Here is a 23,249-nt window from a genome sequence, read left to right on the forward strand (position 1 = left end):
GCTGCATTTTCAGCATCCGACCTTTGTGCTGAAGGGAGATATGCATTATAATGCAGCGGCTTTTATGAAAATATTGGGAGGAAAAACATGCTGAAACAAATAGGGAATAAAGTATACAGACGCTTTGATAAAGAATTATTGTGTATTCAGCCCTGGGGTAAAAACAGCTTTCGCGTACAGGCTACCCAGAGACATGAGCTTATAGAAGATGAGGATATTTCCGCCCTTCTTCCGGCGGAAGAAGTTTCTGTAAAGATATATGAGAGAGGAACAGACACAGTTATAGAAAACGGAAAGATTATCTGTGAGATCACAAGGACAGGAAAACTCCGTTTCCTGAACCAGAATGGAAAGCTTCTCCTGGAGGAATATGAGAGAATCCGTGGAATGCAGGAAGAAGGGAGAGAGGAGTTTAACAGCGCCCTTGAGATCGTGCCAAGAACCTTTGAACCAAGGCAGAGTACGGATAACTATCGGCTGACAGTACGCTTTGAGCCTGTGGATGGGGAAAAGCTTTATGGAATGGGACAGTATCAGCAGCCTTATCTGGATGTAAAAGGCTGTACTCTGGAGCTGGCTCACAGGAACTCTCAGGCAAGTATTCCCTTTGCTCTTTCCAGTAATGGATATGGATTCTTATGGAATAATCCGGCTATCGGCGCGGTAACTTTCGGCAAAAATGTGACTCAGTGGACAGCAGAATCTACGAAGCAGATGGACTATTGGATCACTGCAGGAGATACTCCGGCGGAAATCGAAGAAGCCTACGCTAATGCTACAGGAAAAGTTCCTATGATGCCGGAATACGGCATGGGATTCTGGCAGTGCAAGCTTCGCTATCAGACCCAGGATGAGATTATGGAGGTGGCCAGAGAATATCACCGCCGGGGACTTCCGGTAGATGTGATCGTAGTAGACTTTTTCCACTGGCCCCATGAGGGAGATTGGAAGTTCGACCTGGATTACTGGCCAGAACCGGAAAAGATGGTACGGGAACTGAAAGAAATGGGAATGCATTTGATGGTATCTATCTGGCCTACTGTGGACGGAGAGAGTGAGAACTATGAGGAAATGGAAGAGCTTGGCTATCTGACCCGCTCTGAACATGGAAAGAGGTTAGGACAGCTGGGAAATGCGGCAATCATCGATGTGACCAATCCCGATGGAAGAGAATACGTTTGGAGTAAGATCAAGAAAAATTATTATGAAAAAGGTATCCATATTTTCTGGCTGGATGAGGCAGAGCCTGAGTTTACTGGTTATGAATTTTCTCATTACAGGTATTTCCGTGGGGCAGACATGGAAGTGGGAAATATCTATCCAAAAGAATATGCCCGCATGGCCTATGAAGGAATGGAAAAAGAGGGTCAGGAGAACATCCTGAATCTCCTTCGCTGCGCCTGGGCCGGAAGCCAGAGATATGGCACTTTGGTATGGTCAGGAGATATTGATTCCTCTTTCCGCTCTCTGAGAAATCAGCTGGCGGCAGGACTGAATATGGGTATTTCTGGAATCCCCTGGTGGACTACAGATATCGGAGGTTTCCATGGAGGAAACATTCATGATCCTAAGTTCCATGAGGTGCTGGTTCGCTGGTTTGAATTTGGAGCCTTTTGTCCGGTCATGCGTCTTCATGGATTCCGGGAGCCTTTCAAGGCACCTTTGGGAACTACAGGCGGCGGAAAACATAACAGCGGTGCAGAAAATGAGATATGGAGCTACGGAGAAGAGGTTTATAAAATCTGTGAAAAATATATCCACCTTAGGGAAAGAATACGTCCCTATGTGAGACAGATCATGGAGGAAGCACATGAAAAGGGAACTCCTGCCATGAGGCCTCTGTTCTATGATTTCCCAGAGGATGAAAAAGCATGGGAAATCGAGGACGAGTATATGTTTGGACCAGATCTTCTGGTGGCGCCTGTTTTGTATGAGGATCAGAGAGAAAGAACTCTCTACCTGCCGGAAGGCCTCTGGAGGAACATCAATGATAACAGGGAGTATGAAGGAGGAAGGACGATTACTGTCAGCGCTCCTCTGGAACAGCTTCCCGTATTTGCAAAAGCAGGAAAATTAACGGAACTGTAAGAAAAGAAAGGGTGTAGAACATGGGTAAGAAGAAAACAGGAAGAAATATATTCGGATTTGATGGCAGCTTTATCAATATCTGTGATAAGATATTTGATGTAATGGCCCTGGGATTTTTATGGATCCTGTGCAGTCTTCCTATTGTGACCATAGGAGCTTCTACCTCGGCTTTATACTATGCCATGGTAAAATGTGTGAAAAAGGGCGACGGCTATATTGCCAGAGAATTTTTCCGGTCTTTCCGGCTGAATCTGATGTCCGGATGCTTTATCTGGATACTGGTAGTAGCAGCCACCTTTGCCATGCATTTAAATATTGGAATCCTGATGAAGGAAACCGACGGATATGTGGGACTTTTCTTTATCTGTGTCTACGCCCTGACTTCTGTATTTATTCTGGCGGTTTCCTGCTATGTATTTCCAGCTCTGGCACGGTTTGATATGAGCAGCGGCTGGCTGATCAAGCTGGCTATGTATATGACAGTGCGGTATTTTGGCACTACTTTGGCCCTGTTTCTCATACTGTTTTGCACAGGAGCCATCATCTGGCGCTTTCCTATACTGATGATCTTTGCGCCGGGGCCGGTAATCTTTCTCATGTCAGAGTTCCTGGAGCGAGTGCTGAAAAAACATGAGCCCGGAGAGGAAGACCAGAAGGAAGAGCCTGTGAGAGAAATACAGAAAAGGGATGACAAATTAGATTTACAGGAGGAATGATCGTGAAATTTACAAATGGATACTGGCTTTTGAGAAAAGAAATGGAGCCTGCATATGCAGTAGAATATGCAAGCCACCAGATTGATGGAAGCACATTAACGGTGTATCTTCCCAGCAAACATATTTCTGGGAGAGGAGACTGCTTAAATATCCCGATGCTGACGCTGACCCTTTCCAGCCCTATGGAAGGAGTGATCAAGGCCTCGGCAGTGCATCATGCAGGAGCTCTGTATAAGGGACCTATTGCTCAGGTGAACCAGAGAGATACCCAGGTTGAGATCACGGAGACAGATACCCAGGTAATCTATCGTTCCGGCTCCCTGCGGGCAGTGATCGATAAGGCCCCTTCCGGTTATAAACTGGCTTTCTATGAAGGAGAGAAATTCCTTACAGAGTCCAGTTTCCGGAATCTGGCCCATATGTATAATAATAAGACAGAGAAGGCTTATATGCTGGAACAGCTTTCCATTGACGTAGATGAATACATCTATGGTCTTGGAGAACGGTTTACGCCTTTTGTGAAAAATGGACAGGTTGTAGAGATGTGGAATGAGGATGGCGGTACAGCCAGCGAAATTGCATACAAGAACATTCCATTTTATGTAACGAATAAAGGATACGGGGTTCTGGTGGACAATCTGGGAGATGTTGCTTTTGAGATTGCCAGTGAAAAGGTAGAGAGGATCCAGTTTTCCGTAGAAGGAGAAAGACTGGATTATTACTTTATCAGCGGCGGAAGTCCTATGGGAACTGTGGAAAAATATACGGATCTTACAGGAAAACCTGCTCTGCCCCCGGCCTGGTCTTTTGGTCTTTGGCTGACTACATCTTTTACAACGAATTATGACGAGGAGACAACCTCCAGCTTTATCCAGGGAATGGCAGACAGGAAGATTCCTCTCCATGTATTCCATTTTGACTGTTATTGGATGGACGCCTATGAGTGGTGCAATTTTATCTGGGATCCCAAGACTTTCCCGGACCCCAAGGGAATGCTGAAAAGATACCATGACCGGGGACTGAAAATCTGTGTGTGGATCAATCCCTATATCGGACAGAAATCTGTGCTTTTTAAAGAGGGCATGGAAAAGGGATATCTGGTAAAGAAGAAAGATGGAAGCGTATGGCAGTCTGACTTGTGGCAGCCAGGTATGGGACTGGTGGACTTTACCAACCCTGACGCAGTGGCCTGGTATCAGGAAAAGCTGAAGACTCTTCTGGATATGGGTGTGGACTGCTTTAAGACAGACTTCGGTGAGAGGATACCGGTGAAGGATATTGAATATTTTGACCATTCTGATCCGGTGAAAATGCACAATTACTATACATACCTTTATAATAAGACAGTATTTGAGCTTCTGGAAAGAGAGCGGGGAAAGGGAGAAGCAGTGCTTTTTGCCCGTTCCGCTACAGTAGGAGGACAGCAGTTCCCGGCTCACTGGGGAGGAGACTGTTCTGCCACTTATGTTTCTATGGCGGAGACTCTCCGTGGAGGACTGTCTCTTTCTCTGGGAGGTTTTGGATTTTGGAGTCATGACATCAGCGGTTTTGAGAGTACCGCTACTCCTGATATCTATAAGAGATGGTGCCAGTTTGGGCTTTTAAGCTCCCACAGCCGTCTCCATGGCTCTGGCTCCTACCGTGTACCCTGGCTTTTTGACGAGGAGGCCTGCGATATCCTTCGGGAGTTTGTGAACCTGAAATGCCGGCTGATGCCTTACATTTATGGACAGGCAGTGAAATCTCATGTAAAGGGAACTCCTCTGCTCCGCCCAATGTTCCTGGATTTCCCCCAGGACAGAGCCTGCGATACTCTGGACCGTCAGTATATGCTGGGAGATTCTCTTCTGGTTGCCCCTGTATTTAAAGAATCAGGGGAGGTGGACTATTACCTGCCGGAAGGAACCTGGGTGAATATCCTGACCGGAGAGAAGAAAACAGGAGGAAAGTGGATAAAAGAAACTCATGATTATCATTCTCTGCCTGTTATGCTCCGGCCCAATACGGTTCTTCCTATGGGAAATAATGATCAGGTTCCGGATTATGATTTTACAGACCAGGTGACATTGGTGATCGGAGAATTCGAAGAGGGAGCCCGTACCTGCGTGGAGATTCCGGATACAAAAGGAAATACCGTAATGAAGGTTCAGGCCAGAAGAGAGGGAGAAGAGATTCTTCTTTCCGTGGAAGGCGGAAAAGGTAATTTCCAGATTAAAAACCTGGGAAGCCAGGCTGTTAAAGTAGAAAGTTAAGAGGATAAAAAGAATGGCAGGGGAATCGGAGCTGCCCACAGTTCCGATTCCCCTGCCATCACCATTTTTTACATGGATATGGTGCAATACGGTTAAACAGAGATTTTCGAGATTTCAACCGTAGTTTTGAAGAAGATTGTACGGTTAAAATAGAAGATTTGAAGATTTCAACCGTACTTTAAAGAAAATTATACGGTTAGAAAGTGCAATATAGGAAATTTAACCGTAATACTACGTGGAATTATACGGTCAAAAATGGATTTTGAAGATTTTAACCGTATAGGGAGGGGAAAGCTGCGGCATTAAGCAAGATTGAAAATGCTTAATGCCGCAGCTTTTATCTAGTGCGCCTGGCGGCGCAGATTTCCAGAAGTGTTAGTCAAGATTCAGTTTCTTTGTCATGATATACCGGCTTCCCAGGTAGAAAACAATAGATAAGATCAGGTACCATGACAGCAGGAAGATTGTCTGAGCGTTTCCGCTTCCTCCTGTACTTGAAATAACCTTTCCGCTTTCAGTAGTAACGACTGTACTGATAGGACTGAGAGGAGGAATGATAAACATTAAAATCAGCATGACTATACTCTGGCCCATATTGATTCCGAAGAAGGCCACAAGAGCTCCAAGGGTCTTGTGTGTTTTAAACAGACTGCCCAGACAGATGGAGAACAAGATCAAAGCAGTAAAGTAGAAGAAGTATTGTATGAGAAGTCCGAGAACTACTCCAAGAGCTTCCAGCATAGCATTAAAGCCACCGAGTCCAAAAAGACTCCCAAAGAATGAATGAAAGCCTTCTACAATATCCGGCATTGTATCAGGATAGCTGACCAATATGAAAATCGATAGAGCTACACATAAAAAGTCAATGATTGACCAGGTCCAGAATACCAGGATCTTGGACCAGAGTATCTTGTCACAAGATACAGGAAGGGTATTGGTGAGATATCCCTCTTCAGAGAATAAGCTTTTCTGCATCCGTACGGCCAGATAGAGGATGGTAGCCAAAACTATACCGATAATAAATATAGCATAGATCATGATATAAGCTACGGCCCCCAGGCCAAAGATGGTGGTAGAAAGAGATAGGTGGGTATCGAAATTCTCCCCTCTTCCTGAGGCCATATTTTCCCCAATGGTGATGGCAAGTCTTCCGATGATACTGTAGGCCAGCAGTACCCCATGAAGGATCAGAAGGATCATGGAGACAGATTTCCAGTCATATTTATATAATTTTTTCAGCATTTAAACACCTCCCTGAACAGTGCGTCCACAGATTTTCCCTGATTGAAGCGGATATTTTCTACACTGTCAACCATACGGATATGCCCGTTCTGAATAAAAACCACATCATCCAGGATATTTTCTACATCAGAAATCAGATGAGTGGATATAATAATCGTAGCGTTTTCATCATAGTTTTGAATGATGGTAGAGAGAATATAATCCCTGGCAGCTGGGTCTACTCCGGCAATAGGTTCATCCAGACAGTACAGCCGGGCCCGGCGGCTCATGACCAGGATAAGCTGGACTTTTTCCTTTGTACCTTTTGACATAGTACGGAGTCTGTCAGAGGGATTGATATTCAATCTTTTCAGCATGTCGTAGGCTCTGGCTTTGTCAAAGTTTTCATAGAAATCCTGGAAGTAATCAATGATATCACAGACCTTCATCCAGGAATTCAGATAAGTTCGCTCAGGAAGATAAGAGACAAATTTCTTAGTCTCTACGCCCGGTGTAAGACCATCTATAAAAATGTGCCCCTCTGTAGGAACCAGAAGACCATTTAAAAGCTTGATCAGAGTAGTCTTGCCGCTGCCGTTTGGCCCCAGAAGACCGATGATCTTTCCAGGCATAAGGGAAAAGGAAATCTGATCCAGAGCGGTCTTGTTGCCGTAGCGCTTGGTAAGGTCTTTACATTCTAAAATAGGGTTCATGACTGCTCCTCCTTATCAATTTTTTCAATAAGCCGTATGGTGGCCTGTTTTGTAAAGCCGATATGCTCCATTTTTTTCAGGAATTCTTTTACCTGCTCTGAGGCGATGGTATTTTTTGTCTGTTCTATCATAACTAAATCCTCCGTGATAAAGCGTCCGCTGGTCCGCTGGCTGTAGAGAAGTCCTGTTCGTTCCAATTCGGACAAAGATTTCTGCATTGTGTTGGGATTTACCCCTGCCTCCTGAGCCAGCTCCCGTACAGAGGGAAGTTTGCTTCCAGGAGGGTATGTGCCGGAAATAATGTCCATAGTAATCCGTTCCATGATCTGGGGATAGATGGGACGGTTTGAGTCCAGATTCCAAGACATATGCGCAGCACCTCCTTTTTCTGCGTGTCTGTTGCGTGGCTTCGGTGTTTTTCCGGAACCACAAGTATATTTGGTCATCATAGTAATTGTACTACTGTACTAATTGCTTAATACAATAATACGAAAATAAAAAGAATTTGTCAATAAAAATTTTATAAAAACTTTTCGGAGAATTAAAAATTCTCTGGGAAATAGGCATTGCATTTCAAAGAATGTATGTTACAATATTGTTACACAGAGAATAAGGGTGATAATATGAATTTATACGAAGCAATTTTTCTGAGAAAATCTGTACGAAACTATGAAATGGAACCGGTAAGCGGGGAGATTCTCCAGGAAGTGAGGGAGTTTTATGGAGAGATTGAAGGACTGAATCCGGGAATCCATACAGAGATTTCTATTATAGATAATACAAAAGGAAAGAACAGGATGATGCATATACTGGGAGTAAAAGCGCCTTATTATTTGGCTTTTTATTCCGAGGAGAAGGACCTGACCCAGATGAATGCTGGATATATTATGGAGCAGATCGCACTATTTCTATGTACCAAAGGCTTGGGAACCTGCTTTCTGGGAGGAGTAAAGCCCAGGATGACAAATAACCGCAGAGGCAACCTGAAATTTATCATCATGCTGGCTTTTGGGAAAAGCAAGGGGAGCTATACCAGAAAGGCAGTAGACGCCAAGAGGATGGAGCTGAAAGAGCTTTGCGTCTACAAAGAGGTGCCCAGACAGTGGATGAAACAGCTTTTAGAAGCAGCCAGACTGGCCCCGTCCAGTATGAACAGCCAGCCATGGCGGTTTGTGGTATATGACAATCGGATCCATGTTTTTGCAAAGAAACACAATATGAATCATTTGGGGAAATTTGAAGAGCTGAATTTCGGTATTATGTTTTCTCATCTGATGGTCGTGGCCGAGGAACTGTGGCTGGATGTGGATTTGATCCGGCTGGAAGACATCACTCATAAAAATTTTCCGAACAATCAGTATGTATTAAGTGCAATTCTGAGAACCTGAGAAGTACAAAAATAAAAAGTCCGTGAAAAGTGGAAACTTGCAGTTCACTTTTTACGGACTTTTTTGCTGCTTCAGGCAGCAAGTTAAGGGAAATATCTGGCTAATGCAGCAAAAGGAAGGCCGTCTAAGGAGCTGCTGTATAGAGACCTTTGGCTTTTTGAAAGGCTTTCTGTACCTGAAGCAGAAGTCCAGGTTCCGTGAGCAGCTCTAAAGCACAGGAGGACAGGATTTTTCCTGCGGCCAACATTCCTTTATGAGCTGCAGAAGATTTTCCTTGAGCGGTTACGGTCCAGTGATGAAGAGGGGAACCGTTGGCGTAACAGCAAACCATAAAGGCAGTACAGGGCAGAATCTGACTTACATTGCCCACATCAGTGGAAATACCGGTTTTCCTGGTGGGGGAGAGGTCAGGGATATCGTCAAAGCCCCTGTCTGTTTCAGGCAGATTTCCATAAGGAAGAAAATTTCTGGCATAGGCCTCTTCACTGGGAGCGTGGACAGGGGTATAAAGCTTCAGGTATTTCAAGACAAGCTGGTCTAAGACAGGATTTGGCAGAAGGCTGTCATAGACGCAGGCAGTTTCAATGTCTACAGAAGTTCCGGTCATCAGGGCAGCTCCACGGGCGATGTCGTCCACCCGCTCTCGCAGCAGCCGGGCGTCTTCACTTTTGGGGGCCCGCACGGCATAAAAGACCTGGGACCGGGAGGGGATAATATTAGGCGCAGTTCCCCCGGCGTCAGTATAAGCGTAATGAACCCTGGCTTCATCGATCATGTGCTCCCGAAGATAATTGACTCCAACATTCATCAGTTCACAGGCATCCAGAGCGCTTCGGCCTAAATGGGGAGACTGAGAAGCGTGGGCGCTGGTACCGTGAAAAGTGTAGTAGACTCTGTGGTTGGCCAGGGCCTGATTAAAGATTCCGGATTGGTAGTGGGGATGCCAGGAAAAAGCAGCGTCCACATCTTTAAAGAAGCCTTCTTCGATCATGAAAGCCTTGCCAGCCGCGTTTTCTTCGGCAGGACATCCAAAATACAGGATAGTGCCGGGAAGCTTTTCCTGTTCCATGATATCTTTCAGGAAAAGAACCCCTGCCAGAACTCCGCAGCCCAGGAGATTATGTCCGCAGCCGTGTCCTGCAGAAGAACTTGTGGGAGCTGGAGCGGCGATATCTGCTTTCTGAGACAAGCCGGGAAGGGCATCATATTCCCCCAGAAAACCCAATATGGGTCTGCCATAGCCCCAGCGGGCAGTAAAAGCGGTGGGGAGCTTTTCAGAAGGTGCTGATATGGAAAATCCCTGCTCTTCCAGAATCGATTTCAAAAGACTGCTGGAGCGGTGTTCCTGGAAAGCAGTCTCTGCAAACTCCCAGATAGAATCTGCGGCAGAGATAATGAGAGACTGATATTTTTCAATGAGAGAAGTATAGTCGATTTTTGATATGTTCACTCTGATCGTACCTCCTTTTCAGGTATGCTATGACTACTATCATAACACATATAGATAAAAAGAGATAAGGAGCATTACAAGAAAGAGAGAATTTTTGAAAAATTTCTGGGGAAATATAGCAGAAGGAAAATAGAAAGGAAATTTGGACATGAAAAAAGCGCGAGACGGGACTCGAACCCGCGGCCTCGACCTTGGCAAGGTCGCGCTCCACCAACTGAGCCACTCGCGCATGTTACCTGTGCTCTCGTGAGCACAGGTAACAATATACTATATCTGGAATGGTTTGTCAATGTTTTTTTGAAAATTTATATTGAAAAATTTTCAGCCAATCTTTGAAGCTTAAATATCGTGTTCAAACTTCCAGATGTTATCCATTTTTCCGATTACTACCAGGATGTCCTCTTTACGGATCCGATATTCCGGAGAAATCTCTGTTTCCGTGCTGCCATCACTTTCAATGGCAATGATGTTCAGACCATATTTTTTTCGGATATCCAGACGTTCTATGCTGATCCCGGCGATACGGTCTGTAACAGGAATCTGCTGGATTTCAACCTCATTGCTCAGAGTGATAAAGTCCAGAAAATTGTTATTGGCGATCAGGCGTTTGCCAAGGCGGAGAGCCATATCCCGCTCCGGATATACTACCTCTGCACCGATTTTTTCCAGTACCGTTCCGTGGTCACTGCTGATCGCTTTGGAGATCACATGAGGAACGCCAAGACTTACCACATTTAGTGTAGTGAGAATACTGATATCAATTTTTTCACCGATGCATACGATAACAGTATCACAGTTCTGGATACCGATCTCCTGAAGCGCTTCCTTTGAAAGATTGTCTGTGACAAAAGCATATTCCGTATAGTGGCGGAGCTCTCTTACTTTTTCTTCATTGCAGTCTACTACGATGACATCTTTTCCTGCTTCAGACAGGCTCATAGCAAGAGCTGTGCCAAAACGTCCAAGACCAATTACACCAAAAGTTGAAGATTTTGTATTTTTCATAACTGTATTTTCTCCTTTAACCAATTGTAATAGATTCTTCTACATACCGGGCGGAAGGTGCCGGACGGTCTATCCACATGGAAAACAGGGTGAAAGCCCCCAGCCTTCCGATAAACATAACAAGAATAATGATAAATTTGCTCAGAGGGATCAGATTCGGCGTGATTCCTGTAGAAAGGCCTACAGTACCGAAGGCCGATACCACTTCAAACAAAATTTGTACAAAATCCAGGTCCGGTTCCAGGATACACAACAGGAAAGTGGCAATGCACACTACCAGGATGGACAGCAGGGAAATGACATAAGCCTTGCTGATTCTGTCTGCCGGTATGGAACGATGGAAGGCTTCAAAATTTTTCTTTGTCACCAGGCTGCGCACAGATTGCACCAGAACAAAGAAAGTGCTGGTCTTAATACCGCCTCCGGTGGATCCGGGGGAAGCACCGATAAACATCAGGATGATAAGGACAAAAAGTCCTGCATTGGTAAAGTCTCCTATAGAATAAGTGGAAAAACCTGCCGTTCTTGCAGAAACACTGTGGAAAAAGGCACCCAACCAGGAAATATTTTCTGTTGCTTTTAAGAGCAGGGTCCCCACTGCCAGCAGGATGACCGTAGTGGTGATCACCACTTTGGAGTGGAGCGTAAGTTTTTTGAAAGAACGGTTCTTCAATATATCCAGTATTACCAGGAAACCCAGACCTCCGAAAATGATCAAAAAGCAGGTGGTAAAGTTCAGAAGGATATCCGATTGATAGGGAATCATGTTTCGGAGTCCGCCGAAAATATCAAAGCCGGAATTATTAAATGCGGCAATGGAGTGGAAAATACTGGTACCAATGGCCCTTGGCAGAGGATAATCCTGAATGAAAACAATAAAGCTCAGCACTGCGCCGGCAAGTTCAAAGCAAAGGGTCATAAGAAGCACAGATTTTACCAGGCGTATGATTCCTTTTACTCCAGTTACATTCAGCCCCTCCTGGGCAAGAAGACGTCCCTTTATTCCAATGTGCTTTCCCACTGCCAGAATCAGGCCTACACCTACGGAAGTGACTCCCAGGCCTCCGATCTGAATGAGAAAAGCTACAACACCCTGGCCAAAAGGCGTAAAATGATCCGCAGTGTCTATGGCGATCAGGCCTGTGACACATACGGCGCTGGTAGAAGTAAACAGGGCGTCAATGAAGCTGACCTCTGCATCCGGTTTCACGGAGATTGGAAGCAGCAACAAGAACGTACCAAACAGGATTGCTGCGGCAAAGCCAAGGGTGATCAGCCGTCCTGCGGGCTGCCTTTTAAAAAAGTTAATGATGCGGTTCATGAGATTTCTGCCGTTTGCTGCGGCAAGTAACTCCTCCTCTCTGCTGTTGCATTTTTTTATGCCTGAAAGGCTGTTTTTTCAGAATCTTTCAGGATAGGACGATTATAGCAGAAGATATAAAAAACTCAAGACATAATGAGGAAAATTAACAAAGACTTTACTTTTGAATTTTTATAGATTCTGAAAAATTTTAAAAGGATGAAAAGAGGGGAAGCGGTCTCTTTACTGGGATAAAGTCTTTGCTTTCAGAATAAATTGTGCTATAATGAAATACAATAAAAATGGGGGCGAATATCAGCGCTTTCTGAATGAAAAGGCGGGGAAATCCGTTGAGAAGGAGGTTACTTGGCGATGAAAATGATTTTTGCGATTGTGCGGAAGGAAGACGAAGGTTTTGTAATAGAACGTTTGAATAAAGAAAAAATCAGCGTAACGAAACTTTCCAGTACCGGAGGTTTTCTGAGAAAGGGAAATGCTACACTTATGATCGGTACAGAGGATGATAAAGTAGACTTTGTTATAAATGTGATCAAGGAGGAGTGCTCCAGGAGACAGGAAGTTATGATCAACCCATCTTATTCTTCAGGCTCAAAAGGTCCGGTACTGGGGTATACGGCACCTCCGGTAAGCGTTGAAGTGGGGGGCGCTACGGTCTTTGTGGTAAACGTGGAACAGTTCCTGAAATTATAGAAAAAATATCTCTGGGAAACCGGCAGATTTTCCAAATGCACCTTGAGAAAATCTTTCTGAAATGATAGAATTATCTGACAGACTAATCTGTGAGACTGTGCGCTGCATAAGTCTTGAATACTAAGGAAAACGGAGGATTTTCTATGAAGAAACTGAAAGTAGTAAAGGGTGCAAAATGTATGGCCTGTCTGGAATGTGTAAGAGCCTGTTCCACAAGCTTTTATAAGGAATTTGATCCGGACAAATCCTGTATTCAGATCGTGGACAAAAACGGCGATGCCAAGCCTATGGTCTGTGTACAGTGCGGCAAGTGTGCAAAAGCCTGTCCAGAAGAAGCCATCACACAGAATGCAAAAGGTGTGTATATGGTAAACAAGAAAAAATGTACAGGCTGCGGCAAGTGCGTAGAGGCCTGTCCATTCGGCGTTATGGTAAAGGCAGAGGAATCACCGGTGAGCAGCAAATGCATCGCCTGCGGTATCTGTGCAAAAGCCTGTCCAGCAGACGTTCTGGAGATTGTAGAAGCGTAATTTCAGCAAAAGAATACATAGGAGCATGCCATATTCTCTCAGGGAATGGTATGCTCCTGAATTTTTTTAGAAAGGAAAGTGTGGGGTGAAAAGTTATGGAGAAGAAGGCAGAATGGCTTTGGTCCTGGTTTGACGGATTGAGACTGTCGCTGTTATGGACAAAACCGGAAGGCGAAGTAAAAGGTGTTCTCCAGATTTCCCATGGAATGTGTGAGAATAAAGAAAGGTATCTGCCGTTTATGGAATATCTGGCAGAAAAGGGATTCGCAGCAGTGATCCATGATCACAGAGGTCATGGGAAAAGCGTAAAGGAAAAAGAGGACCTGGGATATACGTATGGCGGCAGAGATAAGGGAATTGTGGAAGATCTTCACCAGGTAACCTGCTGGATAAAAGAACATTTTCCAGGAACCCCTGTTTATATGCTGGGGCACAGTATGGGTTCTCTTGCAGCCAGGACGTATCTCAAGGAATACGACGGAGAACTGAAAAAGCTAATACTGACAGGGCCTCCCAGTGCAAACCCTGGAGTAGATATGGGACTGGCGCTGGCTGGAATCCAGAAGAAGTTCAGGGGAGGGAGATACCGGAGCAAAGAGCTGCAGGTTCTTGCCTTTGGTCCCTATGCCGCTAAATTTCCAGGAGAGGGTACCAGTTCGGCATGGATCTGCTCAGATAAAGAAGTAGTAAAGGATTATGATGATTCAGAATACTGTGGATTTATCTTTACTGCCGACGGTTTCCAGAGTCTGTTTCTTCTCTTAAAAGAAACCTACAGCAGGAAAGGATGGAAGATGAGAAATCCTGATCTGCCTGTTCTTTTTCTGGGAGGAGAGAAGGATCCATGCATAGGAGGGGGAAGACGGTTTGTAAAACAGCTTCAGTTTCTGCAAACAGTAGGATATAGAAAAGTAACCGGAAAGATGTATCCGGATATGCGTCATGAAATCCTTAACGAGACAGGAAAAGAGACAGTTTACAAAAATATTGTATCTTATCTGAACAAATGAAATTTCTAAAACGAGACTGTCGCATTAGTCATATGTTAGGAATATTTATACATTTTATGCGAATTTGCCGAGCATAGCTTTGAGACTATAGGCTCAAAGCGGCACAGGCTGAGCAATAAAATGTATAAATATTCTCGATTTTGCTTAATGCGACGGCCCCGTAAATCCGTGACAGAAGAGCTGGACCAGAATAATACCGAAAAGAGCGCCCATACTGTCAATGGCCACGTCTGTTTTGGAAGGACCCCGTCCGGCCACGAAGGACTGGTGGAATTCATCTGTACAGGCAAATGCCACGCAGAAGAGTCCGGCGAAAATAAAAAGCCAGAAGCCTCTCAGACCATACACATACAAAGGAAAAGAAATGCATATGGCCAGAATACAGTATTCTGTCATATGGGCCAGCTTTCGTACTGGAAGTTCGATTTGGCCAGCATAGTATTCTTTGTCCGTCTCTGAAAGATTTTTTTCAAGGATCCGGTCTGCAACAGAAACAATACCGTAGCTGACTTTATAGCTGAGATTTCCAGAATCCACTCCCGTCTGGCTGGAAAAAGAGAAAATCATATACATGACCAGAAGGGCAGGGAGAAAGGAAAAAGGCTTTAAAAGATAGATGATAAATTTTTTCATACGCTTCCTTTCTGCTGCAAGAGAGAGATTATACAAAAATCCAGAACTCTTTTTGTGCAGCAATGAAAATGCCGATAGATAGATTTACTAAGAAAGAGTAACATTTTTTGTAGAAAATGTAAAGAATTCAAAAGAAGTCAGGAATGAATTGACAATATCTATTCAGAGATTTATACTGTGTACCAGAGAAAAAGACAACGGCAGTGAAGAGAAGAGTACATTTACAGGTACGTTACAGAGAGCTTCGGCAGGTGAAAGGAAGCACGGGGAAGTAAATGGAAGATGGTCTCGGAGCCTCGCACCGACTGGGGATAATTCTCCACAGGCTGCGATGGGAGCGCCCATTACAGCGCCAGGGTATAAGGAAGATTCCCGTACCCGCAGAGGTCTTTGCCGCAAGGCGGAGATAAAGTAAGGTGGTACCGTGAGGCATATGCCCTCGCCCTTATGTTTGAAAGATGTCTTTCAGATATAAGGGCGGGGGCTTTTTTGTTCCTACAGGCGAAGAACCCTGCTGCCGAAAAGGAGGAAAAGAAATGGACAAACAAGAAAAGAAAAAAACTGGGGAGGCCAAGTGGTCCGGAAGTCTGGGCTTTATCATGGCAGCGGCAGGTTCCGCCGTAGGTATGGGAAATTTATGGAGGTTTCCTATGCTGGTAGGGGAGAACGGAGGAGGAGCCTTTGTTCTGATTTATCTGATCTGTATTGTTCTGGTGGGAATCCCCATGATCATTGCAGAAGTTACTATTGGCCGGGCCGGAGGAAAAGATGCTTTCGGAAGCTATAAAGCTCTGAATCCAAAATGGGGCGGTGTAGGTATCCTGGCAGTGGTCACAAGTTTTATCGGTCTGTCTTATTATGCAGTATTAGGTGGCTGGGTAATCCGGTATATTTTTGCATCTGGGGCAAATACATCCAAAGACGGAGCAGCCTTTTTTGCAGATTTTACCGCCAATACAGAAAGTCAGATCATTTATTATCTGATATTTATGGTTCTTACTGTGCTGATCGTTGCCAGAGGGGTTCAAAAGGGAATTGAAAAGGCATGTAAGATTATGATGCCCCTTCTTCTGGTGTGTATTATCGTTGTTGCTATTCGTTCTTGTACCCTTCCCGGAGCAGGAGCCGGTATTGAGTTTTTCCTGAAACCAGATTTTTCCAAGCTGACACCGGGAGCCTTTCTGGGAGCTTTGGGACAGGTGTTCTTCTCTCTGTCTCTGGGAACAGGAGCTACGATTACTTACGGCGCTTACCTGGGAAAAGACCAGAAGATTGTCAACAGCGCCTGCTGTATTGCAGGGTGTGATACTCTGGTAGCAATGCTGGCAGGATTCGCTATCCTTCCTGCTGTTTTTGCCTTCGGATTTGATCCGGAAAGCGGTCCAAGCCTGATGTTCCAGACCCTTCCTACAGTGTTTGGTGAAATGCCGGGAGGTCAGATCTTTGGTGTGATCTTCTTTATCCTGGTGCTGTTTGCAGCAGCTACCACAAGTATTGCTTATCTGGAAGTAGTGGTATCTTTTGCCATGAATACCTTTAAGGTTTCCAGGATAAAAGCATCGGTAATTTCTGGAATCTTGATTTCTATTGCAGGAGTTCCCAGTGCTCTCAGTTTTGGCCTCTGGAGTGATATAAAGATTGCAGGAAAAGGATTTTTTGACCTGGCTGACCATCTGGTTTCCAATGTTTCCCTGCCTATCGGAGCTATTCTGGCCTGCGTGTTCATTGGCTGGGTATGGAAGACCAAGAATGCAGTGAAAGAAATTACAAACAATGGAAAAGCTGCCTTCAAGCTGGCACCGGTGTGGTCTGCTCTGGTAAAATATGTTGTTCCTGTTCTTATTGGGATCATTTTCGTTACTTCCAGCGGCGTTCTGGATATATTTTAATGTGCTTTTCCTGAAATTTTATGATATGATAGTAGGCAGAAAATCTTATTAAGGGATAAAATGATGTTAGAGAGGAGAAGCCTATGAGTTTGGCAGACAAACTGTTTATTGATATGTGCCGGGATATTCTGGATAATGGTACAGATACAAAAGGAGAGAAGGTACGGCCTCATTGGGAGGATACCGGAGAGGCAGCCTATACCATCAAACGTTTTGGTGTGGTGAATCGTTATGACCTGAGAAAAGAGTTTCCAGCTTTGACTCTGCGGAAGACAGGGCTGAAAACCTGTATGGACGAGATCCTCTGGATCTATCAGAGAAAATCCAACAATATCCACGATTTAAATGCCCATATCTGGGATGCCTGGGCAGACGAAGATGGCTCTATCGGTACCTGCTACGGAGATGTGGTGAGACGAAAATTCCTCTACAAAGGGGAAGAAGTAGACCAGATGGATTATGTGCTGAAGCAGCTGAAGGAGAATCCTTACAGCAGGAGGATCATGACCAATCTGTATCAGTTTGAATATCTTCACAGCGGCGCCCTTGACCCATGCTGTTACAGTATGACCTATAATGTGACCAAGGATAAAGATCAGGACAGACTGGTCCTGAACGGAGTGCTGAATCAGCGTTCTCAGGACGTGCTGGCGGCCAATAACTGGAATGTGTGCCAGTATGCTATCCTGCTTATGATGGTGGCTCAGGTTAATGACATGATTCCCGGAGAACTGGTCCATGTGATCGCCGACGCCCACATTTATGACAGGCATGTGCCGGTAATCGAGGAACTGATCAGCAGAGAGACCTATCCTGCTCCAAAGGTTTACCTGAACCCTGAGATTAAAAACTTCTACGACTTTACTACAGCAGATCTGATCGTGGAAAATTATCAGGCAGGGCCTCAGATTAAAAATATACCGATTGCGGTGTAAGTATGTTTTTTGAAAAAGACTGCTGAGAATACAGCAATATGGAACAGAGAACAGGAGAAAACAGACATGAATTTAATTGTAGCTGTGGATTCCAACTGGGAAATCGGAAAAGATAACAAACTGCTGGTGAGCATTCCCGCAGATATGAAGTTTTTCAGGACAACTACTACAGGAAAGGTAGTGATCATGGGAAGAAAAACTCTGGAGAGTTTTCCGAACGGACTGCCGCTGAAAAACAGAGTCAATATTGTTCTGACAGGAAATAAAGATTATAAGGTGAAAGACGCTGTGGTGGTCCACAGCGTGGAAGAAGCTCTGGAAGAAGCCGGCAAATATCCTGCGGAAGATGTATATGTGATCGGCGGCGACAGCGTTTACCGCCAGATGCTTCCCTACTGCAGCAAGGCTCATGTGACCAAGATTGATTTTGCCTACCAGGCAGATACTTTCTTCCCAAATCTGGATGAAATGGAAGAGTGGAAGATTACAGAGGAAAGTGAAGAACAGACCTATTTTAATCTGGAGTATGCTTTTGTAACTTATGAAAAGAAAGAATAAGAGCCTGTATATCAGGCAATTATTAAAAACAGGGGCCGCAGCCCCTGTTTTTACGTCAAAAGAAATGTTTACTCAATCACTTTGATCCAGCCTTCCGGTGCTTCGATCCTTCCCATCTGGATGCCGGTCAGGGTATCGTACAGCTTCTGGGTAACAGGTCCCATAGCTTCCATACCGCTTGGGAAGCAGATGTCTTTTCCGTGGTCTACAATCTTTCCTACAGGAGAGATAACGGCGGCAGTTCCGCACAGACCGCATTCTGCAAATTCCGGTACTTCTTCAAAGAAGACTTCTCTTTCTTCTACTTCCATTCCCAGGTATTTCTCAGCTACATATTCCAGAGAACGGCGGGTGATAGAAGGCAGGATACTGTTGGATTTTGGTGTTACCAGCTTGTTGTCTTTGGTGATAAAGATAAAGTTGGCGCCGCCGGTTTCTTCTACCTTTGTTCTGGTGGCAGCGTCCAGATACATGTTTTCATCAAAGCCCTGGTTGTGAGCGTCTACGATAGCATGAAGGCTCATGGCGTAGTTCAGTCCTGCTTTGATATGTCCGGTTCCGTGAGGAGCAGCCCGGTCAAAATCACAGACACGGATGGTAATGGGTTTTGCCCCGCCTTTGAAGTAAGGGCCTACCGGTGTGGTAAATACACGGAACTGGTATTCATCTGCAGGTTTAACGCCGATCACAGGATTGCTTCCGAACATATAAGGACGGATATATAAAGTGGCTCCTGATCCGTAAGGAGGCACATAAGCTGCATTTGCTTTTACAGTCTGAACCACAGCGTCTACGAAACGGTCTGCGGGGAATACGGGCATTTCCAGTCTCTTTGCGGAATTTACCATACGCTCTGCGTTTAAGTCAGGACGGAAGGTCACAATACGTCCGTCCTCTGTGGTGTAGGCTTTTAATCCTTCAAAGACAGACTGAGAATACTGGAGCACTCCTGCGCACTCGCTGATGGTTACCATATCATCCTGTGTTAAAACACCATCATCCCAGGCTCCATCTTTAAAATTAGATACATAACGGTAATCGGTCTTCATATAAGCAAAGCCCAGATTTGACCAGTCAATGTTCTTTTTTTCCATTTTAGGTTCCTCCATTCCTGCCGCCAGATTGCGGTATGTATTATTTATAGATATAGTAAATTAAGTTTTTATCATTATAAAACTTTAATGTGTGAATTGCAAGAGAAGTTCCGTTGCTTTTTTATATTCTTTCATATATAATCAAAAGTAAAAGCAGCCTTTCGGGGCGAAAATCTAAGATCAGGAAGTGAAATTATGGCTGGAAATGACTGGAACAATCTAGGACGGGAAGTAAAGGATATTGTACAGCATGCAATAGATACAGGAGACTTCGGGAGACTGAACCGGGACCTGGGCGTGACACTGGAGAATGCTCTTGGAAATGTGGCGGACAGCCTAAAAAATGCGGGACGGCGGGGAATGGGAAACTATGGGAACTATTCTCAAAATCCCGGCGGCCAGCCCTATGGACCGGGTAACGGGTACAGTACAAAATACAGTTACCGTCCCTTTGGAAGAAGCCATTCTTATGAAAAATATGACAGTTCATCCAGAAGGATGAAAGAGGCCAGAGAAGAATTTGCCCTTTTTGTAAATACGGGATGGGCCAGAGCTATGGGGATCTTGTTTACTACTCTGGGAATTGCCCTTACGCTTATGTTTGGGATAACTGTGGCATCTCTTGGGATTGCTTCTATTTTTATTGGCCCCCTGGCGGCAAAGATGGGCACAGTTCTGATGATTTTTCTCCCGGCTATGGCTATCAGCCTTATCATGGCCATTTGCGGCAATCATCTGAGAAAGAAGATAAAAAGATTCCGTTCTTATGTAAAGACCCTGAACGGAAAACCTTATGGAACCATTAAAGAACTGGCCAAAGGCGTCAGAAAATCAGAAAATTTTGTACGGAAAGATCTGAAGAAAATGATCAAAAAGCAGATGTTTCTGGAAGGCCACCTGGATAAGGGGGAGACCTGCCTGATTGCCAGTGATGATGCTTATGACCAATATCTTGCAGCGGAGAAAAACGCTCAGCAGATGAAGGAGCAGGAGGCCGCAGACCCCAGGAAAAAGCTCTCAGAAGAAGTGAAGAAAGTCATTGAAGAGGGAGATCGTTATATCGAAGAAATCCGGAGAAGCAACGACGCTATTCCAGGAATCGAGGTTTCCAATAAAATGTACCATCTGGAAAATGTGATCCGCAGGATCTTCCAGAGAGTAGAGCAGCATCCGGAGCTCATTGATGACCTGCATAAATTTATGGACTATTATCTCCCCACTACTATGAAGCTCCTGAAAGCCTACGAGGAGCTGGATAAACAGGATGTAGAGGGTGAAAATATCAAGACGGCAAAGCAGGAGATTGAAAATACCCTGGATACTATTAATACAGCCTTTGAGAATCTTCTGGACAGTTTTTATAAGGACACTGCATGGGATGTATCTACAGATATTTCAGTGTTGAAGACCATGCTGGCCCAGGAAGGCCTTACAGGAGACGATGATTTTAATAAGAAAGGATAAATAGCCATGAGTGATGAATTAAAAGATTTTACGGTGACGCCTACACTGACATTTGAACCTCTGAAAGAGGAGGCTCCTGTGGCAGAGATGAAAAAAGAAGAGCCTAAGGCTCCTGAAATGGATGACAGTATTCTTTCTCCGGAAGAGAGAAAGATGGTAGATGATTTTTCCAAGCAGATCGATATCCGTAATTCTGCGGCAATCCTTCAGTACGGAGCAGGAACCCAGAAGAAGATGGCGGACTTTTCCGAGGAAGCGCTGGATAAGGTTCGGACCAAGGATTTAGGCGAGGTGGGAGATCTGCTGGAAAATGTGGTCACCGAGCTGAAAAGCTTTGATGCTGAAGAAGAACGGAAAGGTATTATAGGATTCTTTAAAAGAGGAACCGATAAGCTGGAGTCCATGAAGAATAAATATGCCAAGGCAGAGACCAACATCAGTAAAATCGTGGAGGTCCTGGAGAAACATCAGATTCAGCTTATGAAGGATGCGGCTACCATGGATAAAATGTATGCCCTGAACCTGAATTATTTCAAAGAGCTTTCCATGTATATCCTGGCAGGAAAGAAGAAACTGGAGGAGATCCGTACTACAGAACTGCCCCAGCTTGTAAACAAAGCACAGATGACCAATCTGCCGGAGGATGCCCAGGCGGCTAAGGATCTGGACTCCATGTGCACTCGTTTTGAGAAAAAAATTCATGACCTGGAGCTGACCAGGATGATCTGTATTCAGACAGCTCCTCAGATCCGTCTGGTTCAAGGGAACGATACCCAGATGGCAGAGAAGATTCAGTCTACCATTGTGAATACCATTCCTCTGTGGAAGAGCCAGATGGTCATAGCTCTGGGAATCGCCCATTCCACAGAAGCGGCAAAAGCTCAGCGTGAAGTAACAGATATGACTAATGCCCTTCTTCAGAAAAATGCAGAGACTCTCAAGCTTGCTACAGTGGAAGCTGCCAGAGAGTCAGAGAGAGGAATTGTGGATATTGAAACACTGAAAAAGACTAACGAATCCCTTATCAGCACCTTTGATGAAGTGATGAATATCCAGAAGGAAGGACGAGAGAAGAGAAGAGCTGCAGAGGCGGAGATCTATCGTCTGGAGGGTGAATTAAAGGAAAAACTTCTGCAGATACAGAAATAAGGGACAGAATTTTGAACGGACAGGAGTTCCCCAATATTCTGGAAATATGAAATATAAGCTTTCATGGGAATGGAGGAAAAGGACATGTATCGTGATCATACCAGAGTGGTGCAGATCGGAGACAGGAAGATCGGAGGAGGAAATCCTATTCTGATCCAGTCTATGACCAATACCAAGACGGAAGATATAGAAGGAACCGTAAAACAGATCCTGGCCCTGGAGGCGGCTGGATGTGAGATTATCCGCTGTACGGTGCCTACCATAGAGGCGGCCAGAGCTGTAAAAGAGATAAAAAAACAGATCCATATCCCCCTGGTGGCAGATATCCATTTTGATTACAAGATGGCTATAGCGGCTATGGAAAACGGCGCCGATAAGATTCGGATCAACCCGGGAAATATCGGGGGAAAAGAAAAGATCAAGGCGGTAGTGGACACTGCCAGGGAGAGAAATATTCCCATACGGGTAGGGGTCAACAGCGGTTCTCTGGAAAAGGAACTGGTAAAAAAATATGACGGGGTTACGGCAGAAGGACTGGTGGAAAGCGCCCTTGATAAGGTGAAGATCATTGAAGACCTGGGGTATGACAACCTGGTGATCAGTATCAAATCTTCAGATGTGATGATGTGCGTAAAAGCCCATGAACTTCTGGCAGAGCAGACCAGCTATCCTCTTCATGTGGGAATCACAGAAGCCGGGACTCTTTATTCCGGAAATATCAAGTCTGCCGTGGGACTGGGGATTATCCTTTACCAGGGAATCGGAGATACCATCCGGGTATCTCTTACGGGAGATCCTGTGGAGGAGATTAAGTCTGCCAAGAGGATCCTGAAGACTCTGAACTTGAGAAAGGGCGGGGTGGAAGTAGTGTCCTGTCCTACCTGCGGACGGACCCAGATCGATCTTATCGGACTGGCAAATCAGGTAGAGACCATGGTACAGGAGTTCCCTCTGGATATTAAGGTGGCGGTCATGGGCTGTGTGGTAAACGGTCCGGGAGAAGCCAAAGAGGCAGACATCGGCATTGCAGGCGGCAAAGGCGAGGGCCTTCTGATCAAGAAGGGAGAAATCGTCAGAAAGGTACCTGAGGATCAGCTTTTGCAGGTGCTCCGTCAGGAACTGGAGAATTGGAAGTAAACAAAG

General features: G+C 45.0%; 21 protein-coding genes, 1 tRNA gene and 1 other annotated feature. Of the genes, 13 read left to right on the forward strand and 9 right to left on the reverse strand.

What is annotated here, in order from left to right; genetic code table 11:
- The first annotated feature begins 87 nt into the window (after positions 1–87).
- From B5G33_RS05165 to yicI, 3 genes are read left to right on the forward strand one after another with little or no spacing between them, the layout of a single operon-like run.
- Positions 88–2,088, forward strand: a complete 2,001-nt coding sequence (locus tag B5G33_RS05165) for a glycoside hydrolase family 31 protein (protein ID WP_087269998.1) — start codon at positions 88–90, stop codon at positions 2,086–2,088.
- Positions 2,089–2,108: 20 nt separating this feature from the next.
- Positions 2,109–2,804, forward strand: a complete 696-nt coding sequence (locus B5G33_RS05170) for a YesL family protein (protein ID WP_087270001.1) — start codon at positions 2,109–2,111, stop codon at positions 2,802–2,804.
- A gap of 2 nt (positions 2,805–2,806) precedes the next feature.
- Entirely contained in the window at positions 2,807–5,056 is a 2,250-nt protein-coding gene (gene yicI / locus B5G33_RS05175; protein ID WP_087270004.1) for an alpha-xylosidase, read from the forward strand.
- Positions 5,057–5,431: 375 nt separating this feature from the next.
- Here yicI and B5G33_RS05180 read toward each other — a convergent pair whose 3' ends face one another.
- The 3 genes from B5G33_RS05180 to B5G33_RS05190 are packed head-to-tail and all read right to left on the reverse strand — an operon-like array spanning position 5,432 to position 7,358.
- Positions 5,432–6,298 (reverse strand): hypothetical protein, encoded by an 867-nt coding sequence (locus B5G33_RS05180; RefSeq protein WP_087416933.1) that lies wholly within the window; start codon positions 6,296–6,298, stop codon positions 5,432–5,434.
- Positions 6,292–6,990: an ABC transporter ATP-binding protein gene (locus B5G33_RS05185; RefSeq protein WP_087416934.1), complete on the reverse strand. Its 699-nt coding sequence runs from the start codon at positions 6,988–6,990 to the stop codon at positions 6,292–6,294. The genes B5G33_RS05180 and B5G33_RS05185 overlap by 7 nt, the downstream gene beginning before the upstream one ends.
- Positions 6,987–7,358 (reverse strand): GntR family transcriptional regulator, encoded by a 372-nt coding sequence (locus B5G33_RS05190; protein WP_087270013.1) that lies wholly within the window; start codon positions 7,356–7,358, stop codon positions 6,987–6,989. Before B5G33_RS05190 ends, B5G33_RS05185 begins: the two co-directional genes overlap by 4 nt.
- A 255-nt stretch (positions 7,359–7,613) precedes the next feature.
- Between B5G33_RS05190 and B5G33_RS05195 the strand changes: the two genes are divergently transcribed.
- On the forward strand, positions 7,614–8,378 hold the full coding sequence (locus B5G33_RS05195) for a nitroreductase family protein (RefSeq protein ID WP_087416935.1): 765 nt from the start codon (positions 7,614–7,616) through the stop codon (positions 8,376–8,378).
- A gap of 124 nt (positions 8,379–8,502) precedes the next feature.
- Here B5G33_RS05195 and B5G33_RS05200 read toward each other — a convergent pair whose 3' ends face one another.
- The 4 genes from B5G33_RS05200 to B5G33_RS05215 all read right to left on the reverse strand — a co-directional run bounded on the left by B5G33_RS05200 (position 8,503) and on the right by B5G33_RS05215 (position 12,154).
- The gene (locus B5G33_RS05200; protein WP_158229580.1) at positions 8,503–9,828 is read right to left on the reverse strand and encodes an amidohydrolase; all 1,326 of its coding nucleotides are present in this window, start codon (positions 9,826–9,828) and stop codon (positions 8,503–8,505) included.
- A 156-nt stretch (positions 9,829–9,984) separates the two neighbouring features.
- Positions 9,985–10,057: transfer RNA gene (locus B5G33_RS05205), tRNA-Gly, on the reverse strand.
- Between the two features lie 110 nt (positions 10,058–10,167).
- On the reverse strand, positions 10,168–10,833 hold the full coding sequence (locus B5G33_RS05210; RefSeq protein ID WP_087270022.1) for a potassium channel family protein: 666 nt from the start codon (positions 10,831–10,833) through the stop codon (positions 10,168–10,170).
- A gap of 16 nt (positions 10,834–10,849) precedes the next feature.
- Positions 10,850–12,154: a TrkH family potassium uptake protein gene (locus B5G33_RS05215; protein WP_087270024.1), complete on the reverse strand. Its 1,305-nt coding sequence runs from the start codon at positions 12,152–12,154 to the stop codon at positions 10,850–10,852.
- 351 nt (positions 12,155–12,505) lie between these two features.
- Between B5G33_RS05215 and B5G33_RS05220 the strand changes: the two genes are divergently transcribed.
- The 3 genes from B5G33_RS05220 (at position 12,506) to B5G33_RS05230 (ending at position 14,384) form a co-directional block, all read left to right on the forward strand.
- Positions 12,506–12,844 carry a cyclic-di-AMP receptor gene (locus B5G33_RS05220; protein WP_087270029.1) on the forward strand — a complete coding sequence of 113 codons (339 nt, stop codon included), beginning with the start codon at positions 12,506–12,508 and terminating at the stop codon, positions 12,842–12,844.
- A gap of 143 nt (positions 12,845–12,987) precedes the next feature.
- Positions 12,988–13,374, forward strand: coding sequence for a 4Fe-4S binding protein (locus B5G33_RS05225; RefSeq protein ID WP_087270032.1), 387 nt, complete (start codon positions 12,988–12,990; stop codon positions 13,372–13,374).
- 95 nt (positions 13,375–13,469) lie between these two features.
- On the forward strand, positions 13,470–14,384 hold the full coding sequence (locus B5G33_RS05230; RefSeq protein ID WP_087270035.1) for an alpha/beta hydrolase: 915 nt from the start codon (positions 13,470–13,472) through the stop codon (positions 14,382–14,384).
- A 144-nt stretch (positions 14,385–14,528) separates the two neighbouring features.
- Here the strand turns inward: B5G33_RS05230 and B5G33_RS05235 are convergent, their stop codons facing one another.
- Positions 14,529–15,017, reverse strand: a complete 489-nt coding sequence (locus B5G33_RS05235) for a VanZ family protein (protein WP_087416937.1) — start codon at positions 15,015–15,017, stop codon at positions 14,529–14,531.
- Between the two features lie 194 nt (positions 15,018–15,211).
- Positions 15,212–15,467: a binding site (T-box leader), on the forward strand.
- Between the two features lie 86 nt (positions 15,468–15,553).
- Between B5G33_RS05235 and B5G33_RS05245 the strand changes: the two genes are divergently transcribed.
- The 3 genes from B5G33_RS05245 (at position 15,554) to B5G33_RS05255 (ending at position 18,399) form a co-directional block, all read left to right on the forward strand.
- Positions 15,554–16,906, forward strand: a complete 1,353-nt coding sequence (locus B5G33_RS05245) for a sodium-dependent transporter (RefSeq protein ID WP_087417023.1) — start codon at positions 15,554–15,556, stop codon at positions 16,904–16,906.
- 83 nt (positions 16,907–16,989) lie between these two features.
- A complete protein-coding gene (gene thyA, locus B5G33_RS05250) occupies positions 16,990–17,841 on the forward strand; it encodes a thymidylate synthase (RefSeq protein ID WP_087416939.1) in 852 nt (283 codons plus the stop codon).
- Between the two features lie 66 nt (positions 17,842–17,907).
- Complete coding sequence (locus tag B5G33_RS05255) at positions 17,908–18,399, forward strand: dihydrofolate reductase (protein ID WP_087416940.1); 492 nt, start codon at positions 17,908–17,910, stop codon at positions 18,397–18,399.
- A 68-nt stretch (positions 18,400–18,467) separates the two neighbouring features.
- On the opposite strand, the gene B5G33_RS05260 is transcribed toward B5G33_RS05255, so the two are convergent.
- Positions 18,468–19,493, reverse strand: coding sequence for a branched-chain amino acid aminotransferase (locus tag B5G33_RS05260; RefSeq protein ID WP_087416941.1), 1,026 nt, complete (start codon positions 19,491–19,493; stop codon positions 18,468–18,470).
- A gap of 195 nt (positions 19,494–19,688) precedes the next feature.
- Here B5G33_RS05260 and B5G33_RS05265 point away from each other — a divergent pair, with 195 nt between their 5' ends.
- From B5G33_RS05265 to ispG, 3 genes are all read left to right on the forward strand, one after another.
- Positions 19,689–20,957: a 5-bromo-4-chloroindolyl phosphate hydrolysis family protein gene (locus B5G33_RS05265; protein WP_087270047.1), complete on the forward strand. Its 1,269-nt coding sequence runs from the start codon at positions 19,689–19,691 to the stop codon at positions 20,955–20,957.
- A gap of 6 nt (positions 20,958–20,963) precedes the next feature.
- A complete protein-coding gene (locus tag B5G33_RS05270) occupies positions 20,964–22,106 on the forward strand; it encodes a toxic anion resistance protein (protein ID WP_087416942.1) in 1,143 nt (380 codons plus the stop codon).
- Positions 22,107–22,190: 84 nt separating this feature from the next.
- Positions 22,191–23,243: a flavodoxin-dependent (E)-4-hydroxy-3-methylbut-2-enyl-diphosphate synthase gene (ispG, locus tag B5G33_RS05275; RefSeq protein WP_087270174.1), complete on the forward strand. Its 1,053-nt coding sequence runs from the start codon at positions 22,191–22,193 to the stop codon at positions 23,241–23,243.
- Positions 23,244–23,249 lie beyond the last annotated feature (6 nt).

The organism is Blautia sp. An81 (genome assembly GCF_002161285.1).
Classification (GTDB): Bacteria; Bacillota; Clostridia; order Lachnospirales; family Lachnospiraceae; genus Blautia; species Blautia ornithocaccae.

Bases quoted from the DNA above. Each gene is read 5' to 3' on its own strand.
- B5G33_RS05165 (WP_087269998.1), top strand. From the start codon at position 88: ATGCTGAAACAAATAGGGAATAAAGTATACAGACGCTTTGATAAAGAA.
- B5G33_RS05170 (WP_087270001.1), top strand. From the start codon at position 2,109: ATGGGTAAGAAGAAAACAGGAAGAAATATATTCGGATTTGATGGCAGC.
- B5G33_RS05180 (WP_087416933.1), bottom strand. From the start codon at position 6,298: ATGCTGAAAAAATTATATAAATATGACTGGAAATCTGTCTCCATGATC.
- B5G33_RS05185 (WP_087416934.1), bottom strand. From the start codon at position 6,990: ATGAACCCTATTTTAGAATGTAAAGACCTTACCAAGCGCTACGGCAAC.
- B5G33_RS05190 (WP_087270013.1), bottom strand. From the start codon at position 7,358: ATGTCTTGGAATCTGGACTCAAACCGTCCCATCTATCCCCAGATCATG.
- B5G33_RS05195 (WP_087416935.1), top strand. From the start codon at position 7,614: ATGAATTTATACGAAGCAATTTTTCTGAGAAAATCTGTACGAAACTAT.
- B5G33_RS05210 (WP_087270022.1), bottom strand. From the start codon at position 10,833: ATGAAAAATACAAAATCTTCAACTTTTGGTGTAATTGGTCTTGGACGT.
- B5G33_RS05215 (WP_087270024.1), bottom strand. From the start codon at position 12,154: ATGAACCGCATCATTAACTTTTTTAAAAGGCAGCCCGCAGGACGGCTG.
- B5G33_RS05220 (WP_087270029.1), top strand. From the start codon at position 12,506: ATGAAAATGATTTTTGCGATTGTGCGGAAGGAAGACGAAGGTTTTGTA.
- B5G33_RS05225 (WP_087270032.1), top strand. From the start codon at position 12,988: ATGAAGAAACTGAAAGTAGTAAAGGGTGCAAAATGTATGGCCTGTCTG.
- B5G33_RS05230 (WP_087270035.1), top strand. From the start codon at position 13,470: ATGGAGAAGAAGGCAGAATGGCTTTGGTCCTGGTTTGACGGATTGAGA.
- B5G33_RS05235 (WP_087416937.1), bottom strand. From the start codon at position 15,017: ATGAAAAAATTTATCATCTATCTTTTAAAGCCTTTTTCCTTTCTCCCT.
- B5G33_RS05245 (WP_087417023.1), top strand. From the start codon at position 15,554: ATGGACAAACAAGAAAAGAAAAAAACTGGGGAGGCCAAGTGGTCCGGA.
- thyA (WP_087416939.1), top strand. From the start codon at position 16,990: ATGAGTTTGGCAGACAAACTGTTTATTGATATGTGCCGGGATATTCTG.
- B5G33_RS05255 (WP_087416940.1), top strand. From the start codon at position 17,908: ATGAATTTAATTGTAGCTGTGGATTCCAACTGGGAAATCGGAAAAGAT.
- B5G33_RS05260 (WP_087416941.1), bottom strand. From the start codon at position 19,493: ATGGAAAAAAAGAACATTGACTGGTCAAATCTGGGCTTTGCTTATATG.
- B5G33_RS05265 (WP_087270047.1), top strand. From the start codon at position 19,689: ATGGCTGGAAATGACTGGAACAATCTAGGACGGGAAGTAAAGGATATT.
- B5G33_RS05270 (WP_087416942.1), top strand. From the start codon at position 20,964: ATGAGTGATGAATTAAAAGATTTTACGGTGACGCCTACACTGACATTT.
- ispG (WP_087270174.1), top strand. From the start codon at position 22,191: ATGTATCGTGATCATACCAGAGTGGTGCAGATCGGAGACAGGAAGATC.